The following is a 16,669-nucleotide window of genomic DNA, read 5'->3' on the forward strand; positions in this document are numbered from 1 at the left end:
CTAATCGCCTTATTTTTACTGCCAGTATTGTATTAACCCCATGAATAAAGCCCACGTTATAGAACACCTTCGTTTTGCGTTAGAAGCGCAGCTTACAACAGCAAAAGTTGCGGCAAAAACTGCGCACGACACAGCCACACATGAAGAAAACATAGCTGAAAATAAATACGATACCTTAGGGCTCGAAGCCGCTTATTTAGCACAAGGTCAAGCCCAGCGCGTAAACGATTGCTATAAAAGCATAGAATTGTTCGAACCTGCCTTTAACGAAAAACCAACCGACAAAATAATAGTCGGGTCGCTTGTATGTTTAGAAGATGATAAAGCAGCCCAAAAATGGTTTTATTTAGGCCCAGCCGCTGGTGGTTTAACAGTAAACGTTAAACAGCATTCCATTGCCGTTGTAACACCCGGCGCACCAATGGGTAAGCAGTTATTAAATAAACAGATTGATGATGAAATTACGTTAACAATTGCAGGTAAAGCCCATGAATACGTGGTGGTAGAGATTTTATAAGGTTTTGGTTTTTTAAGAGAACACCATCTGACAAAGCTAATTTTTTCATAACATTATTAAAAGTCGTTTTGGTATTTTTTAACAACGTGGATTTTATAACATACGTAATTACTTGTTTACATTAGAGTTGTTTGGTGGAATTATTGAGCCAAGAAATATACGCCGTTTTGGTGTTATAAAGCATCAAAGTGGTGTTTAATATAATGCTATATGGTAGTTGCTGGATTTAAGCTGCGACGAATCAAAAGATAAGGGAACTATATGAGTCGTTGGATTCAACAATTTGAAAATCATGCTTTTAAACTAGTATGGGAAGAAATACTTGATGTAACTGATGAGGTGCTTGTTGACGATGAAACTGTCGTAACGAGTGTGGAGGAAATTGCAAGATTTAAAAAAGTAGTTAATTATTTAAATTCTTTATTAGAAGCTTGTGATCCAGAACTAATACCACCTTCAACTTGGGATAATTATCATGGTCAATGTAATTCGTGCTTACAGCAAATAAAAAGCTATCAAAATAATCGGAACATTGGGCATATTACAAATGCTAATAAGCATCTAGATAATTTATTAACTTATATTAGGCCTTATCAAGTTGTTGCAGGTAAAGCAGCAAAGTCTGCAAGTGCCTCATTCGTAGCGTACACGAAAACAATTAATTCAAAGTTAAATTCATTTCAGACTGAAGCAAGCTCTATTTTGGATACAATTTCTAAGTATAAGGAGAGTGCGTCAAGCCTTGTTTCAGAATCAGAGGTTTCAAATCAACGTATTAAAGAATTAGAAACACATTACTTTGATGACAGTGAAGAAGAAAGCTTAAGTACCAGAATTAATAGTTTTGAGGAAAAACTCGAAGAAAACTATGAAAAAATTCAACAGTATAAAAGCGATTTGCTTGATGGGGATAGCGTTAACGAATCAATTGCGTCTGAAATAAATAGTGCATTGGAGTTAGCAGAAACCGAATCAGAAACCATTAAAAGTTTACTTAGTGAAGTTAAAGGTAAGCTAAAGGATTTTAGAGAATATCATTTAGATGTATTTGGAACTAAGAATGATGAAGGGAATTTCGAAGGAGGTTTAAAGGCCGAAATTATTGCTAGAGAAAAACATTTAGAAGAATTTAAAAAGCAACAAGAATTAAAATATAAAACTCTAAATGATGAAATTGAAAGCCTATTACCTGGGGCAACAAGTGCAGGATTAGCCACGGCCTACCACGATCTTAAAGAGTCTTTTAATAAACCGATTGAAAATTATTCAAAGCTATTTTATAGCTCAATATCCGTATTAGTTTTGGTTGCTCTTTTATCTATTACTCAAGAAGTTGGGCTTTTCTTTATTAAGTTTGTTGAAATTACAGACCCAAGTAAGCTAGCTTCAAGCATTTTGTATAAGTTACCTATTGTGTTACCTATTTTATGGCTTACTTTATTTGCGTCTAAGAGAAGAAGTGAAAGTCAGCGATTACAACAAGAGTATGCTCATAAAGAGGCATTAGCTAAATCATATCAAAATTTCAAAATGCAAATTGAAGCATTGGGTCAATCAGATCCTGACTTAATGAAAAAGCTACTTAGCTCAGCTATTGATGCAGTATCGAAAAATGCATCAGATACGTTGGATAAAAAACATGGAGATAAATCTCCTATGCATGAAGGTGTCGATGGTTTTTTAAGCGCAATAGAAAGAACAAAAAAAGCAGTTACATAATAAGCCAATAAAGGCGTATAAGAACACGCCTTAAAGTGGGCGACTAGTAAAGATTTAGGTATTGCCTAATTTTAAAAGAGGTTTAATTAGGATGACACCCGTCCTAATTACCAACACAATAAACGCTTATTTTTATTCATGAATTAATTCTCGGATGACATGGCTTCTCCATTTATCCGACCTACTCAAACTAGTTAGCCTTTTTCACAAACTTTGCTGTTACCATCATTTCGCCAATGCCTTCTACTTTACAATCTAGCTCGTGATCTTTTTTATCAAGCACTTTTCTAACTACCGCTTTGGTGCCAATTTTAATTACTTGCGAGCTGCCTTTAATTTTTAAATCTTTGGCTACTGTCACTTTGTCGCCATCATTTAGCACAGTGCCGTTGGCATCTTTAACTAAAATAGCGTCGTCATCGTTTGTATTATTTGGGTTCCACTCATGAGCGCACTCAGGGCAAACAAGCAGTTGTTGGTCTTCGTAAACATATTCACATTGGCACTTTGGGCAAGCAGGCAGCGACATTTTTAAACTCTTATAAAGTACTGTTTTGCGTATTTTAATCTGCATTAGGTGGAAAATATAGTTAATCAATATTTTTCATCTTCACGCTAAAAATATCTCGTTTGTGCGTTTTTAAAAAAGGGCATATAAAGCACATGTCGCTTAAGCAATTTAAGCGCTAACGTGTACAGTAGGTACCTGTTAAAGCACCCATCGTATTAAGTGATTTGCAATAATGCGCCACTTAGTACGATGGGTGTTTCTATTTATAATGCTTAATATTTTACTAGGCATGCTTTTATATTTTGACTTAACTAGGAAAAGTCGTGTTTAAAACCTTAATTGTGGTTGATAACAACGAGCAAACGCTTGCTCAATCGTTCGAAAATGTAATTACGTTTAATACCTACTTACGTGATTACCCAAAACATAACGAACCAAAAACACGCATTATTAATCTGTGCGACTCAAGCCAATACTTGAGCAAAGGTTACTATTGCTCGTTACTTGCTGAGGCGCGCAAACACCAAGTTTTACCCAGTGTAAAAACCATTAATGCACTTCGCAGTGGTCAAGCACCTATGCTAAATTTGGGCCAAATAGATGGCGCACTTTACTTTGGTAATGCCCAAAACGATTTACAGTCAAAAGCGGCAAAGTCGGTATTTAAACAATATCCTGCGCCTATTTTATTTGTTGATGAACAAGGCTTATTACAACAAGGGTCTTTGTCGTCTTTAAGTGAGCAGCAGTACAGTGACTTTGTTGCAAAGCTAGATAACTTTACTAAAACTCAGTGGCGTATTAGTTCGGTACAACGTCGTTTTAGATGGGACATGGCAATACTTGTTGATCATAACGAAAAAGTGCCGCCGAGTGATAAAGACGCCATTGCGCGTTTTATTAAAGCAGCGGCTAAACACGGTATTAATGCACAAGCATTAAGTTTTGACGAAATTGATAACATTGCTCAATTTGATGCGTTATTTATTCGCCAAACTACAGCGATTGACCACCCAACGTATCGCCTTGCGAGCAAAGCGCAAAGCCTTGGTTTAGTGGTTATTGACGACGCTGAGTCTATTTTACGTTGTTGTAATAAAGTGTATTTACACGATGCATTTAATTATCAAAAAGTGCCAAGTTTAAAAACGGTTGTAGTGGCTGATCAATCAAGTGAAACGCTTGAGCAATTAGAAGAAGCGTTTACGTATCCGCTTGTTTTAAAAATGCCTGAAGGGTCTTTTTCAAAAGGTGTTTTTAAAGTTTCAAACCGTGATGAGCTTGAAGCTAAGCTTACAGAGCTGTTTGAGTTTAGCGCATTAGTGCTTGCACAAGAGTACATGTATACCGAATACGATTGGCGAGTGGGTGTGTTAAATGGTCGTGCAATTTATGCATGTCGTTATTTAATGGCGCGTAACCATTGGCAAATTTATAACCACGATGCTAAACGATTTTTCTCTGGTGGCTTTGAAACATTGCCAACCTTTGAGTTACCAAAAGCGGTATTAGATGCAGCTTTAAAAGCATGTAAAACAGTGGGTAAAGGTTTATATGGCGTAGATGTTAAAGAGCATCAAGGCAAAGCATACGTGCTTGAAGTAAACGACAACCCAAGTATTGATCACAAAGTAGAAGACGGCTATTTAGGTGACGAGCTATACATGATCATTATGGATGAATTTAAACAACGCTTAGAAGCACGAGGCCGTGGGTAATAACATGAGCAACCTTGTTATTCGAAAAGCGCTTAGCAGTGATTTAAATGCACTGATTGACGTTGAAAATGCCTGCTTTAATAATGATAAATTGAGCCCGCGCAGTTTAAAGCGCTGGCTAAGTGCTAAGCACGGTATTTTACTCGTTGCAGAAAATGGCGAGCAATTATGCGGCTATGGGCTAGTGTGGTGCCATAAAGGGACTCGTTTAGCGCGTTTATATTCGCTTGCTGTTTTACCAACTATGCAAGGTAAAGGTATTGCAAAAGCACTGCTTACTAGCCTTGAAAAAGAAACGTATGAGCGCGCTCGGCTGTACTTGCGCTTAGAAGTGGCTGTAAATAACGAAAGTGCGATTGGGCTTTATACAAGTTTAGGTTACAGGGTATTTGGTCAATACAGCGATTATTACGACGATCACAGTGACGCACTACGAATGCAAAAAAACATTCGACAAACAAGTGAGTTAAAAGTGGCGCGTTTAACGCCGTGGTATCAGCAAACTACAGAGTTTACGTGCGGACCTGCTGCGCTATTAATGGCAATGGGCGCACTTGAGCCTACTACTGAGCTTACTCAATCACATGAGTTAGCACTTTGGCGTGAAGGTACCACCATTTTTATGACATCGGGTCATGGAGGGTGCCATCCGTTTGGTTTGGCACTTGCGGCTAATAAGCGTGGTTTTAAAAGCGAGGTAATGGTTAATACCACCGAGCCTTTATTTTTAGATGGCGTACGCAACGAAAACAAAAAATTGGTACTTGCCACAGTGCATCAGCAATTTGTAGATAGTATTGCACAGGCAAATATACCCCTTACACATAAAGATGTAGAACTTGAGCATATTGAGGAGTGGTTAAGTAAAGGCTTTAGCGTGCTGTTATTAATTAGCACATACAGTTTTGATGGTAAAAAATCGCCACATTGGGTGTGTGTTACGCACCTTGATGAGCATTGCGTGTATGTCCACGATCCGTTTTGTGAGCCCGGTAACGACAAACAGCTCGCAATAGATTGCCAATATGTACCTATTGCGCGAAGTGATTTTAGTAAAATGTCAGCGTTTGGTAGCCAACGTTTAAGAACGGCGGTGGCTATAGCTAATAAAATATAAGGTTAATAGTGACTTTTTTAGATTTAATTGATGTAGCCCCGTATTCGTGGGCGGCTATTGGTACTGCGGCTTTTTGTGGTGCCATTATTGGTATAGAGCGCCAATTGCGTGGTAAACCTGTAGGCATTCGTACTTCAGCGTTAATAACCTTGGGTACGTATTTGTTTTTATCCACTGCGTTTAATTTACAAGGGGATGTGATAGATCATTCTCGTGTAGTTGGGCAAATAATTACAGGTATTGGCTTTTTAGGTGCTGGCGTTATGCTTGCAAAAGATGGTGCGGTAGTTGGTGTAACATCTGCTGCAACCATTTGGGTGCTTGCATCAATAGGCGTTATGATAGCGACCGAAAACCTTGGCGCTGCTATTAAACTCTCGGTGCTGGTGGTCGGTATTTTATACGGTGTTGACGTACTTGAGGCTAAATTTAAAAGCTTAAGCAAAGGCGTACACACTAAAGTAAAAAATTATCAAAAACGTTACTATCGAAAAGAATTTGATGAAACAAAACGCCACGATTAGTGGCGTTTTTGTTTTATACACTTTTTATCGAACTCATTTAGCAATAAATTAGTTTAAGCAGTATTGAGGAAAATGCATTAATCTGCATTTCAGCGTAACCATGTTTATGTTTAACTCAAATATATTGCAGTAAAAGCGTGCTTGGGTAATGGTATGAGTTCAAATAATTAGGAGTCATATTTATGCTTAGCACACGTATTAAAATTACGAGCAAGGTTTTGCAATACAGCACACTTGCAGTAGCGTGTTCTTTTGTTCTGACAGCAAATGCGTCAGAGCTTAAATTTAAAGACCAAGAAAAACTTCATAACATTGCAGCTGAAATTTCAGCTAAGCGTATTGGCAGCGATATTCAAACGCTAGTGGATTTTGGTACGCGTCATACATTATCAGAAACAAAGTCAGACACCCGAGGCATTGGTGCAGCAAGACGTTGGATAAAAAAAGAGTTTGAAAAAATATCAGCTGATTGCGGTGGTTGCTTAGAAATAATAGAGGTAAAAGAGACTATATCGGGCGAAAAACGTATTCCGAATCCTGTTGAAGTAGTAAATATTGTTGCGATTCAACGCGGTATGAGCGAACCAAATAGAATGGTTATGATGTCGGGAGATATAGATTCACGTGTAAGCGATGTTATGGACTTTACCAGCGATTCGCCAGGCGCAAACGATAACGCATCAGGAGTGGCAGGCGTTATAGAAGCGGCTCGCGTATTAAGTAAGTATAAATTTAATGGCTCGGTTGTTTATGCTGCGCTTTCGGGCGAGGAGCAAGGGTTGTTTGGTGGTAAAATATTAACAGCTTATGCGCAAAAACATGATTGGCAAGTACATGGTGTTTTAAACAACGACATGATTGGCAATATTAGTGGTATTAATGGCGTAACGGATAATACAACCGCTCGTATATTTTCTGAAGGTACGCGTGTTGTAGAAACTAAAGAGCAAGCAAAAACACGTCGTTTTACTGGTGGCGAGGTTGACTCAGCGAGTCGTAACTTAGCACGTTACATAGACACAGTTGCCGACAGATACATTCCTAATTTAGATACTATGTTGGTTTACCGATTAGATAGATTTGGTCGAGGAGGGCATCACCGTCCGTTTAATGATGCTGGATTTGCCGCAGTCCGTATTATGGAAACTAATGAAAACTATAATCATCAACACCAAGATTTACGCACTGAAAATGGTGTTGAGTACGGTGATACTATTGAGGGCGTTGATTTTGATTACACCGCAAAACTAACATCGCTAAATGCGGTAACTATGGCATCGATGGCTTGGGCGCCGGCGCCACCTAAAAAAGTCGAAATAGAGGGCGCAGTTACTGCCGATACTACATTGTCGTGGCAAGAATCTAGCGATAGTAATGTTGCTGGCTACCGTATTTACTGGCGCTATACTAGCGAACCGCAATGGCAATATAGTAAAGCTGTTGGCAAAGTTACAACCGCGACGCTTAAAAATGTAGTGATTGATAATTACTATTTTGGCGTTGCTTCAATAAACAAAGAGGGTATTGAATCGCCGGTAGTATTTCCAGGTGATGTGGGCTCTTTTGACCATAATATAAAATAACGTTCAAAAATAGAGCAAACAGAACATTTTGAGGCGCTAAGTACCGTTTTTATACTTGCGCCTTATTTGTTAAGCCCTTAAAGTGGTGAAAAAGTAGTAAAAGGTTATTAAAATGGAACAACAAAAACAAAAGCCGTTAACACTAGAAGAGCAAGCCGCAGCAGAACAACAAAAAGTATTATGGCAGCGTGAATGTTTTCAAAATGCTCAAAAACATTTAGCTGAAAAAGGCATTATGCCTAAAACAGTGATTGAAAAGGACAGTCGTTTTTTAGCGCCTCTTTGTGCTATGTGGAAATTTAAAGCTCAAAACGGTAAAAACTATTGGGTTATAACGGGTCGCTTACCAACAGATCATGTTGAGGCAACCGCCGCGAAAGACGCACGAGACGCAATGCGTTATTTTTCTTTGCAGTGGCAATTAAAAGCCGATCAAATAATGAGTACAGGATCGCGCGATAAAACGCAGGTAGATTTTGCTAACTTACTAATAAATCGTGCACATGGTTTATATGAAATGCATGAAAATGAACCGCTTTGGGCCCACGAGCCAAAATAATTACTAGGGCAATAACTAAGTTATTGCCCTTCTTTCATTTTCGAACAATTATTAAATGCTAATAACTTAAGAAAATGCTTTTTCAGAAAGCGCTTCTTGCATTTGTTCTCGCATTTTAAATTTTTGTACTTTACCGGTTACAGTCATTGGGTAGCTTTCTACAAAGCGAATATAACGAGGCATTTTAAAGTAGGCGAGTTTATCTTTTAAAAATGCACGTATTGCTTGCTCATCCAATATGGCGTCTTCTTTTGGCTGGATCCACGCGCATATCTCTTCACCAAATTTTTCATCACTGATACCAAATATTGCAGCGTCTTGAATACCAGGGTAAGTGTATAAAACCTCTTCTATTTCTCGAGGGTATACATTTTCACCGCCTCTAATAATCATGTCTTTAATTCGACCAACAATGCTTACAAAGCCATCATTGTCCATCACACCTAAATCACCAGAATGCAACCAACCTTCTTTATCTATCGTGGCTTTGGTTTTTTCATCATCGTTCCAATAGCAGCGCATAATACCAGCACCTCTACTACATACTTCGCCAGGTAGACCTATTTTTTGAATATTACCTAACTCGTCAATTATTTTAACCTCAGTATGTGCAAGAGCCCGACCAACCGTGGTTACTTGGCGTTCTATTGATGAATCGGTTTCGGTAATATTATTAATTGGACTGCACTCAGTTTGTCCGTATGCAATAACAACTTGGTTCATGTTCATTTGGGTTTGTACTTTGCGCATTACTTGCTCTGGGCATGTGGAGCCTGCCATTACACCTGTGCGCAGCGTACTTAAGTCGTAATCGTTAAAGTTACTAAGTTCAAGTTCGCTTATAAACATAGTAGGTACGCCATGAAGTGCAGTACAACCTTCTTGTTGTACTACTTCTAAAGTTGTTTTAGCGTCAAAAGCGTCGCCAGGGTAAACAGCTGCAGCTCCCTTACTAACACATAACAAACTGCCTAGTACCATGGCAAAACAATGATAAAGCGGTATAGGAATACATAACTTATCTTTATCAGTAAAATGCATTGATTCAGCAACAAAAAGCGCATTGTTTAAAATGTTCTTATGGGTGAGTGTTGCCCCTTTTGGATTGCCGGTAGTGCCAGAGGTAAATTGGATATTTATATCTTGATCAGCGCTTAAAGTTGCACCAATACTTTTTAATTGATTGCTGTATTCGGTGTTTGCCATGGCAGTAATCTCAGTAAATGAATACATACCGGGGCTTGCTTTATCACCTATGCGAATTACATTTTTGAGTGTAGGTAGTGCTTTGGCGTTTAGTTTTCCTTTTTCACTATTAGCTAACTCTGGTGCTAAACTTTGTAGCATTTCGATGTAATTACTACTTTTAAAGCTCGATGCGGTGATTAAGGTTGAGCATTCAACGCTATTTAACGCGTACTGTAATTCGTTAGGTCGGTATGCTGGATTAATACACACCATAATTGCACCAATTTTGGCTGTTGCAAATTGAGTTAAACACCATTCAATATTGTTAGGAGACCAAATACCAACACGCTCCCCAGGTTTTACGCCCAGTGCTATTAGCCCCATAGCAAGTTTATTAACTTCTTTTTGAAATTCTTTATAAGTCAGGCGAATATCCTGATGGTGTACAACTACGGCAAGCGACTCTGAGTATTTGTCGACAATAAGGTCGAAATACTCACCAATAGTATAATTGGTGAGTGGCGTACTTTGTATACCTTTAAAATAGCTGTGTGATAGCGGTAAGTCATTTATTAGTTCTACTTCTTTTACCGCTGTTGTGTGTGTAAGCATGTGATTCTCCGTATCGGTGTGTGTTTGTTACATAAAATACAGGTTAAAATAAACACAAATTGTCGACAAAGAGAAGAGTGGTTAGACTAATGTCTTAGTGGTTTAATAAAAGCTAATACTACTTTTTAGACACAAAAAAACGCGCCTTACAAAGTAAGTACGCGTTTTTAACCGAGCAGTATGTTTACATTTCGTCGCTGCGGTATGTTTTTTTCATTATATAAACGTAGGCGTTTACAAATGCATTTTCTTGATACTTTTTAAGACCAGTGTCATCAAAGTCGATAGGAATAGGATTACGTTTTACCTGTTCTTTAATTTCAGTTGTAGTAAATAAACGTACATCCAAATTTTCGATTAATTGAATTGCGGTTTCCATTTTGAATCCCTTTGCGCTGCCAGCAAACTTACCTTTAGGCTGACGCTCACGAATCGCAACAGAATCAATTTGGTAATCTTGCATTAACTTTGCAAAATCAAATTGAAATTTACGCATTATTTCAGTGTCGTTACCGTTACCTAATGTAAAGCGTGTTTGGCGCACATCGCGAATATCAAATACGTCGTTATCTTTACTTAAAATACAAAGTAGTACATCACTACCGGTAATTTCTACACCACATGTTCTCATTGCTATTCTCTAATATAACTTAATTACGCGGTATTATACGCAACACACATTAAAATGCGAGTATCAGCATGATTGACCATTCTAATTTTACTATTTTTTAATTAATTTGTTATTTTTATCATAAAAGTTGATTTATATCGTAAAACAGGCTGTATTTTCAGCGCTTATAACTTGTAATTAATGGCGTGGCACGCGACAATATCTTTTTTGTAGTTGAGCAGACTCAACATCTACATTAGCCATAAGTGGCGAAAAATAGTCAATGCTTATTCGTAAAAGCGTTGTCGAGTCATTCTCATTTAATTTATTAAAAATACACGTGATACATTGTAGGTGTCACCACTGTAGCAAGGATTTATAATGCCAGTTATTACTCTTCCAGACGGAAGTCAACGTAGTTTTGAAAACCCAGTAAGTACTCTTGATGTTGCAAATGATATTGGTCCTGGTCTCGCTAAGGCGACGATTGCGGGTCGTGTTAATGGCAACCGTGTTGATGCATGTGATTTAATTAGTGAAGACTCTCGACTTGAAATCATCACCGCTAAAGATGATGACGGTCTTGAAATTATTCGTCACTCTTGTGCTCACTTAATTGGCCATGCAGTTAAGCAACTTTTCCCTGACGCTAAAATGGCGATTGGTCCTACTATAGATAACGGTTTTTATTACGATATCGATATGGAGCAGTCGTTATCTCAAGATGATCTTGAAGCAATTGAAAAGCGTATGTTGCAACTTGCTAAAACAAACTACGATGTAGTTAAAAAAACCGTAAGCTGGCAAGAAGCACGCGATACATTTGAAGCGCGTGGCGAAACGTACAAAATAGAAATATTGGATGAAAACATTGCTAAAGATGATCGTCCAGGTTTATATCATCACGAAGAATATGTAGACATGTGTCGTGGTCCTCACGTACCAAATATGAAATTTTGCCAAAACTTCAAAATAATGAAAGTAGCTGGTGCATATTGGCGTGGTGATTCAGACAATAAAATGCTACAACGTATTTACGGCACAGCGTGGGGCGATAAAAAGCAACTTAAAGCGTACTTAAAGCGTTTAGAAGAAGCTGAAAAACGCGATCACCGTCGTATAGGTAAAGCACTTGATTTATGGCACTGGCAAGAAGAAGCGCCAGGCATGGTATTTTGGCACAACGATGGTTGGAGCATTTACCGAGAGCTTGAAGAATTCGTTCGTGAAAAATTACGTGAATATGATTACGAAGAAGTAAAAGGTCCAATGATGATGGATCGCTCACTTTGGGAAAAATCAGGGCATTGGGAAAAATACTCAGAGGCAATGTTTACTACTGAGTCTGAAAAGCGTGAATACGCAATTAAACCAATGAACTGCCCAGGGCACGTACAAATCTTTAATCAAGGTTTAAAATCGTACCGTGATTTACCACTTCGTATGGCCGAATTTGGTTGTTGTCATCGTAATGAGCCATCAGGCGCACTACATGGCTTAATGCGTGTTCGTGGCTTTACCCAAGATGATGCTCATATTTTCTGTACTGAAGAGCAGATAATGGACGAAGTTTCAGCGTGTATTAAGATGGTTTATGATACATATGAAACATTCGGTTTTGAGAAGATTGTTGTTAAGCTATCTACTCGCCCAGAACAACGCATTGGTGAAGACCATATGTGGGATAAAGCAGAACTTGCTTTAGCCGAAGCGCTTAAGCTAAACGACATAGAATTTGATTACCTACCAGGCGAAGGTGCTTTTTACGGTCCTAAAATTGAATTTACTTTGTACGATTGTTTAGACAGAGCGTGGCAGTGTGGTACAGTGCAGCTAGACTTTGCATTACCAGGTCGTTTAGGCGCTACTTATGTAGCTGAAAATAACGAACGACGCACACCGGTTATGATACATCGTGCTATTTTAGGTTCTATTGAGCGCTTTATAGGTATTTTAACTGAAGAGTATGCTGGTTTATTCCCAACGTGGCTTGCGCCAAAGCAAGTGGTAATTATGAATATTACCGATAAACAAGCGCCTTATGTTAAAGAAGTTGTACAAAAATTAAATAAATTGGGTATTAGAGCCGCTGCTGACTTGAGAAATGAGAAGATTGGCTTTAAGATCCGAGAGCATACACTTAAGCGTATTCCTTACTTGCTTGTTGTTGGCGATAAAGAAGTTGAACAACAAGAAGTAGCAGTGCGTACTCGCACAGGTGAAGACCTTGGCAAATTTAATGTTGATGATTTTGTAGCTAAAATTAGCGAAGAAATCAAAAGTCGACAGTAAAAACAGAGCGTGTAAGGCATAACAAACAGCCAATTACACGCTTATATTATTAATATTCTTGGAGGAACGTACTATTAGAGGCGGCAAGAAAGGGCAACAAACAGCCCAAAAAAATCGTATTAACGAAGAAATTACAGCTCAAGAAGTTCGTTTAATTGACCTTGAAGGCGAACAAGCTGGAATTCAGTCATTAAAAGACGCGCAAGCTATGGCTGACACAGCTGGTGTTGATCTTGTTGAGATCAGCCCTAATGCTGAGCCGCCTGTTTGTAGAATCATGGACTACGGTAAGTTCATCTTTGAAAAAAGTAAAGAACTGAAAGAGCAGAAGAAGAAGCAAAAGCAGATCCAGATAAAAGAAATCAAATTCCGTCCTGGTACGGATGAAGGTGATTATCAGGTTAAGCTTCGCAACTTACGTAAGTTCTTAGAAGGTGGCGATAAAGCTAAAATAACCATCCGCTTCCGTGGTCGTGAAATGGCTCACCAAGAAATTGGTATAGAATTATTAAACCGTATCAAAGGCGATTTAGAAGAACTTGCAGTAGTTGAGTCTTTCCCAAATCGCGTTGAAGGTCGCCAAATGGTTATGATGATGGCGCCTGTTGCTAAAAAATAATTTTTAAGCGATAATACGCACCGAAATTAACTCAGGTCTGCAAGTTAATATGTAAATATTCACCTGAGTTAACCGGTTTTAAAGTAAGATTGCGGCATTTATGTTGGGTCTTCACCGGAACATGGCAGTAAGTTAGGCCTAAAAGTGGAGCTATAGAAATATATCTCACGCCTGCTTACTAATTTAAAAGCAATACAATTGGAGTTATTGCAATGGCTTACAAGCTAAAAAGTCACAGTGGCGCTGCTAAGCGTTTCAAAAAGACTGCTTCTGGCGGTTTCAAGCGTAAACAAGCGCATCTTCGTCATATTCTGACTAAGAAAACTTCTAAGCGTAAGTTACACCTACGTCCTAAGATGATGGTTCATAAAAATGACCATGGTCTAGTTTCACGTATGTTACCGTTCGCTTAATAGGGGTTTTTAGAAATGGCAAGAGTTAAACGCGGCGTTGTCGCACGTGCACGTCACAAAAAAGTTTTAAAACAAGCAAAAGGTTATTACGGAGCACGTTCACGTGTTTATCGTGTAGCTTTCCAGGCTGTTACTAAAGCGGGTCAATACGCTTACCGTGACCGTCGTGCGAAGAAACGTACTTTCCGTCAATTATGGATTGCACGTATCAATGCTGCTTCACGTCAAAATGGTCTGTCTTACAGCCGTTTTATCAATGGTCTTAAAAAGACATCTGTAGAAATCGATCGTAAGATCCTTGCAGATATCGCTGTTTACGACCAAGTTGCATTCGCAGCGCTTGTAGAAAAAGCAAAAGAAGGCCTAGCGGCTTAAGCTTTTTCATATAAGTATCAAAAAGGAGCCTATGGCTCCTTTTTTTGTGCCTAAAATTTGGTGAGCTGGTTTGTACCAGTCTACATAACTATTTTAACAAGTTAACTTACTAATCAATTATCGAATGTTGATAAAGATTTTATTTATAGCGACGAGATAGAATTCAACTTAGTTAGAACGCAATTTTTTGTCGTTAAATAGCGCCAATATTTAGCTTAATTGGTATTATTTAATAATTAACTAATGTCTCAATTTTTAAATCCTGCATCGCTATTTAACTAAAATTTTATTAATTGTATTAAAAATCAGGCTCCACAATACGCCTTATTAAATTTAATAAGCTCACTACATTTTCAAATTTAAATATAAAATTAAACACATAACTTATTGATATGTAATTGGCTGCATTTTTTTGTTGAATCACCGCAGTTTTATCATTTTAAAAAAAATTGTTGATATAATTTTTACAATTAAGGCATTTGTTAGAGAATTTTATGTTCGCAAGTTTATTAGTTTTATCTGCAAGTGTTGCATACGACAGTCATTTACCACCCTTGATACAATGGCAAGGTCAAAGTAATGAGTTAATGCAACAACAAGGTCCCCTTACGACCGATTTTGAGCTTTCATCAGGTGAAATTTCACCTAACTATGCAGATACAATGGCATTTGTTGATAGGCTGGTTGCCGCGAACCCTACGCAGTTTAAATCTCAAACAATTGGCTATAGTAATAGTAAACGTGCAATTAAAATGCTTATTGCGAGCGAGCAGGGCTTTTTTGAAGCTGGGCAAATGGCAAATAGCACTAAACCAACCATCTTTATTCAGGCGGGAATACATTCTGGTGAGATAGACGGTAAGGATGCGATGTTTATGTTGTTAAGAGACATAGCAACGGGCAAACGCAGAGATATTTTAAAGAAGGTAAATATTCTATTCATTCCTATTTTAAATGTTGATGGACATGAACGTAGCAGCGTTTTTAATCGCATAAATCAGCGTGGTCCTATAAAAATGGGCTTTAGAACAAACGCTAATAATCTTAATTTGAATCGTGATTTTACTAAATTAGATACGCCAGAGGTTAGAAGTGTATTAAAAGTGATTAATGCATATAACCCAAACTTATACATTGATGTGCATGTAACCGACGGTGCTGATTATCAGTACGATGTAACGTATGGATATAACCCTGTATTTGCAAGTGAGTCACCGGCTGTTTCAGATACGTTAAATCAGTTTTTTAAACCAATGATAGATGAAGAGTTGACGTCTCAAGGGCATATTCCTGGTCCATTGGTATTTACTATGGATAAACGTGATTTTAAAAAGGGACTAGCAGGCTGGGTTGCTACACCTCGATTTTCTAACGGGTGGGGCGATCTAAAATCATTGCCGACTATTTTAGTTGAAAACCACTCTTTAAAACCTTACAAACAACGAGTTTTAGGTACTTACGTATTTTTAGATGGCGCAATTAATGCGCTATCTACATACAGCCACGAGTTATCTAATGCTGTTAAAAAAGAACAAGAATTTGTGCCAAAGCAACTAATTGTTAAACGTGGCTACGCAAAGCAAGCCGATACAATAGAATTTAAAGGTATTGCTTACGCATCAAGTATGAATGAATTATCGGGTCAAAATGAAGTTAATTATTTAGGCAAAAAGCTAGATTATAGTAATTTACCTATTTACTGGCAAAAAGAAGTGTTGGATACCGTTGAAGTTCCAAAAGCTTTTTTTATTCCACCTGTATATAGCGATATAATTGAAAAATTGAAGCTTCATGGTGTGTCTGTTAATAAACTTGAAGGAGCAAATACTCAACCTTTAAAAATGGCTAAAGTGAGCGATTATGCATTCGACAAAGCCCCGTTTGAAGGTCGCTTTAGAGTATCAGCCAGTTTTGAATATATACCCGCTATTAATGTTGATTTAGATGGGTGGTATCAAGTAAATACACAGCAAAAATCTGGTGAGTTAGCTGCTCATTTACTGCATCCAGAAGCACCGGATTCATTTTTTGCTTGGGGAGAATTTAACACTATTTTTCAGCGTACTGAATATATGGAAAACTATGCGTTAATTCCTTATGCTCGCCAAATGTTAAAAGACAATCCTAAACTAGCACTCGCATTTGATAAAAAAATTAATAATGACAAAGAATTTGCGAATGATGCAGACGCGAGATTAAATTGGTTATATGAACATAGCCCCTTTTACGATCAAGCATATTTAAAGTATCCAATTTTAATGTCGTTTGAAGAAAAGGTTGTTATAGCTGATCAAAAAGATAAAGAAATATAA

15 protein-coding genes are annotated in these 16,669 nt (G+C 37.9%); 12 read left to right on the forward strand and 3 right to left on the reverse strand.

Annotated elements, in window-relative coordinates; all coding sequences use genetic code 11:
• Positions 1-40: 40 nt before the first annotated feature.
• Together I6F65_RS08385 and I6F65_RS08390 are read left to right on the forward strand one after the other, a co-directional pair.
• Entirely contained in the window at positions 41-517 is a 477-nt protein-coding gene (locus I6F65_RS08385) for a GreA/GreB family elongation factor (protein WP_197112418.1), read from the forward strand.
• 261 nt (positions 518-778) lie between these two features.
• The gene (locus tag I6F65_RS08390; protein WP_197112420.1) at positions 779-2,236 is read left to right on the forward strand and encodes a hypothetical protein; all 1,458 of its coding nucleotides are present in this window, start codon (positions 779-781) and stop codon (positions 2,234-2,236) included.
• Between the two features lie 190 nt (positions 2,237-2,426).
• Here the strand turns inward: I6F65_RS08390 and I6F65_RS08395 are convergent, their stop codons facing one another.
• Complete coding sequence (locus I6F65_RS08395) at positions 2,427-2,765, reverse strand: zinc ribbon domain-containing protein YjdM (protein WP_197112422.1); 339 nt, start codon at positions 2,763-2,765, stop codon at positions 2,427-2,429.
• Between the two features lie 305 nt (positions 2,766-3,070).
• On the opposite strand from I6F65_RS08395, the gene I6F65_RS08400 reads away from it, so the two are divergent.
• The 5 genes from I6F65_RS08400 (at position 3,071) to I6F65_RS08420 (ending at position 8,248) form a co-directional block, all read left to right on the forward strand.
• The gene (locus tag I6F65_RS08400; RefSeq protein WP_166113070.1) at positions 3,071-4,465 is read left to right on the forward strand and encodes a RimK family protein; all 1,395 of its coding nucleotides are present in this window, start codon (positions 3,071-3,073) and stop codon (positions 4,463-4,465) included.
• Between the two features lie 4 nt (positions 4,466-4,469).
• Positions 4,470-5,582: a GNAT family N-acetyltransferase/peptidase C39 family protein gene (locus I6F65_RS08405; RefSeq protein ID WP_197112424.1), complete on the forward strand. Its 1,113-nt coding sequence runs from the start codon at positions 4,470-4,472 to the stop codon at positions 5,580-5,582.
• Positions 5,583-5,590: 8 nt separating this feature from the next.
• A complete protein-coding gene (locus tag I6F65_RS08410) occupies positions 5,591-6,106 on the forward strand; it encodes an MgtC/SapB family protein (RefSeq protein WP_166113076.1) in 516 nt (171 codons plus the stop codon).
• Between the two features lie 182 nt (positions 6,107-6,288).
• Positions 6,289-7,689, forward strand: coding sequence for a M28 family metallopeptidase (locus I6F65_RS08415; RefSeq protein ID WP_166113079.1), 1,401 nt, complete (start codon positions 6,289-6,291; stop codon positions 7,687-7,689).
• Positions 7,690-7,801: 112 nt separating this feature from the next.
• Positions 7,802-8,248, forward strand: a complete 447-nt coding sequence (locus I6F65_RS08420) for a DUF4826 family protein (RefSeq protein WP_197112426.1) — start codon at positions 7,802-7,804, stop codon at positions 8,246-8,248.
• 66 nt (positions 8,249-8,314) lie between these two features.
• On the opposite strand, the gene I6F65_RS08425 is transcribed toward I6F65_RS08420, so the two are convergent.
• Both I6F65_RS08425 and I6F65_RS08430 read right to left on the reverse strand, forming a co-directional pair.
• Positions 8,315-10,048 carry an AMP-binding protein gene (locus tag I6F65_RS08425; RefSeq protein ID WP_197112428.1) on the reverse strand — a complete coding sequence of 578 codons (1,734 nt, stop codon included), beginning with the start codon at positions 10,046-10,048 and terminating at the stop codon, positions 8,315-8,317.
• 184 nt (positions 10,049-10,232) lie between these two features.
• Positions 10,233-10,679 carry a DUF3010 family protein gene (locus tag I6F65_RS08430; protein ID WP_024612840.1) on the reverse strand — a complete coding sequence of 149 codons (447 nt, stop codon included), beginning with the start codon at positions 10,677-10,679 and terminating at the stop codon, positions 10,233-10,235.
• Positions 10,680-11,039: 360 nt separating this feature from the next.
• Here I6F65_RS08430 and thrS point away from each other — a divergent pair, with 360 nt between their 5' ends.
• The 5 genes from thrS (at position 11,040) to I6F65_RS08455 (ending at position 16,669) form a co-directional block, all read left to right on the forward strand.
• A complete protein-coding gene (gene thrS / locus I6F65_RS08435) occupies positions 11,040-12,950 on the forward strand; it encodes a threonine--tRNA ligase (RefSeq protein WP_166113085.1) in 1,911 nt (636 codons plus the stop codon).
• Positions 12,951-13,008: 58 nt separating this feature from the next.
• Positions 13,009-13,569, forward strand: coding sequence for a translation initiation factor IF-3 (gene infC / locus I6F65_RS08440; protein WP_076917071.1), 561 nt, complete (start codon positions 13,009-13,011; stop codon positions 13,567-13,569).
• A 212-nt stretch (positions 13,570-13,781) separates the two neighbouring features.
• Positions 13,782-13,982, forward strand: a complete 201-nt coding sequence (rpmI, locus tag I6F65_RS08445) for a 50S ribosomal protein L35 (protein ID WP_002960713.1) — start codon at positions 13,782-13,784, stop codon at positions 13,980-13,982.
• Between the two features lie 15 nt (positions 13,983-13,997).
• Positions 13,998-14,357: a 50S ribosomal protein L20 gene (rplT, locus tag I6F65_RS08450; protein ID WP_002960711.1), complete on the forward strand. Its 360-nt coding sequence runs from the start codon at positions 13,998-14,000 to the stop codon at positions 14,355-14,357.
• A gap of 494 nt (positions 14,358-14,851) precedes the next feature.
• Complete coding sequence (locus tag I6F65_RS08455; RefSeq protein ID WP_197112430.1) at positions 14,852-16,669, forward strand: M14 family metallopeptidase; 1,818 nt, start codon at positions 14,852-14,854, stop codon at positions 16,667-16,669.

Source organism: Pseudoalteromonas sp. SWXJZ94C, from assembly GCF_015864385.1.
Lineage (GTDB): Bacteria > Pseudomonadota > Gammaproteobacteria > Enterobacterales > Alteromonadaceae > Pseudoalteromonas.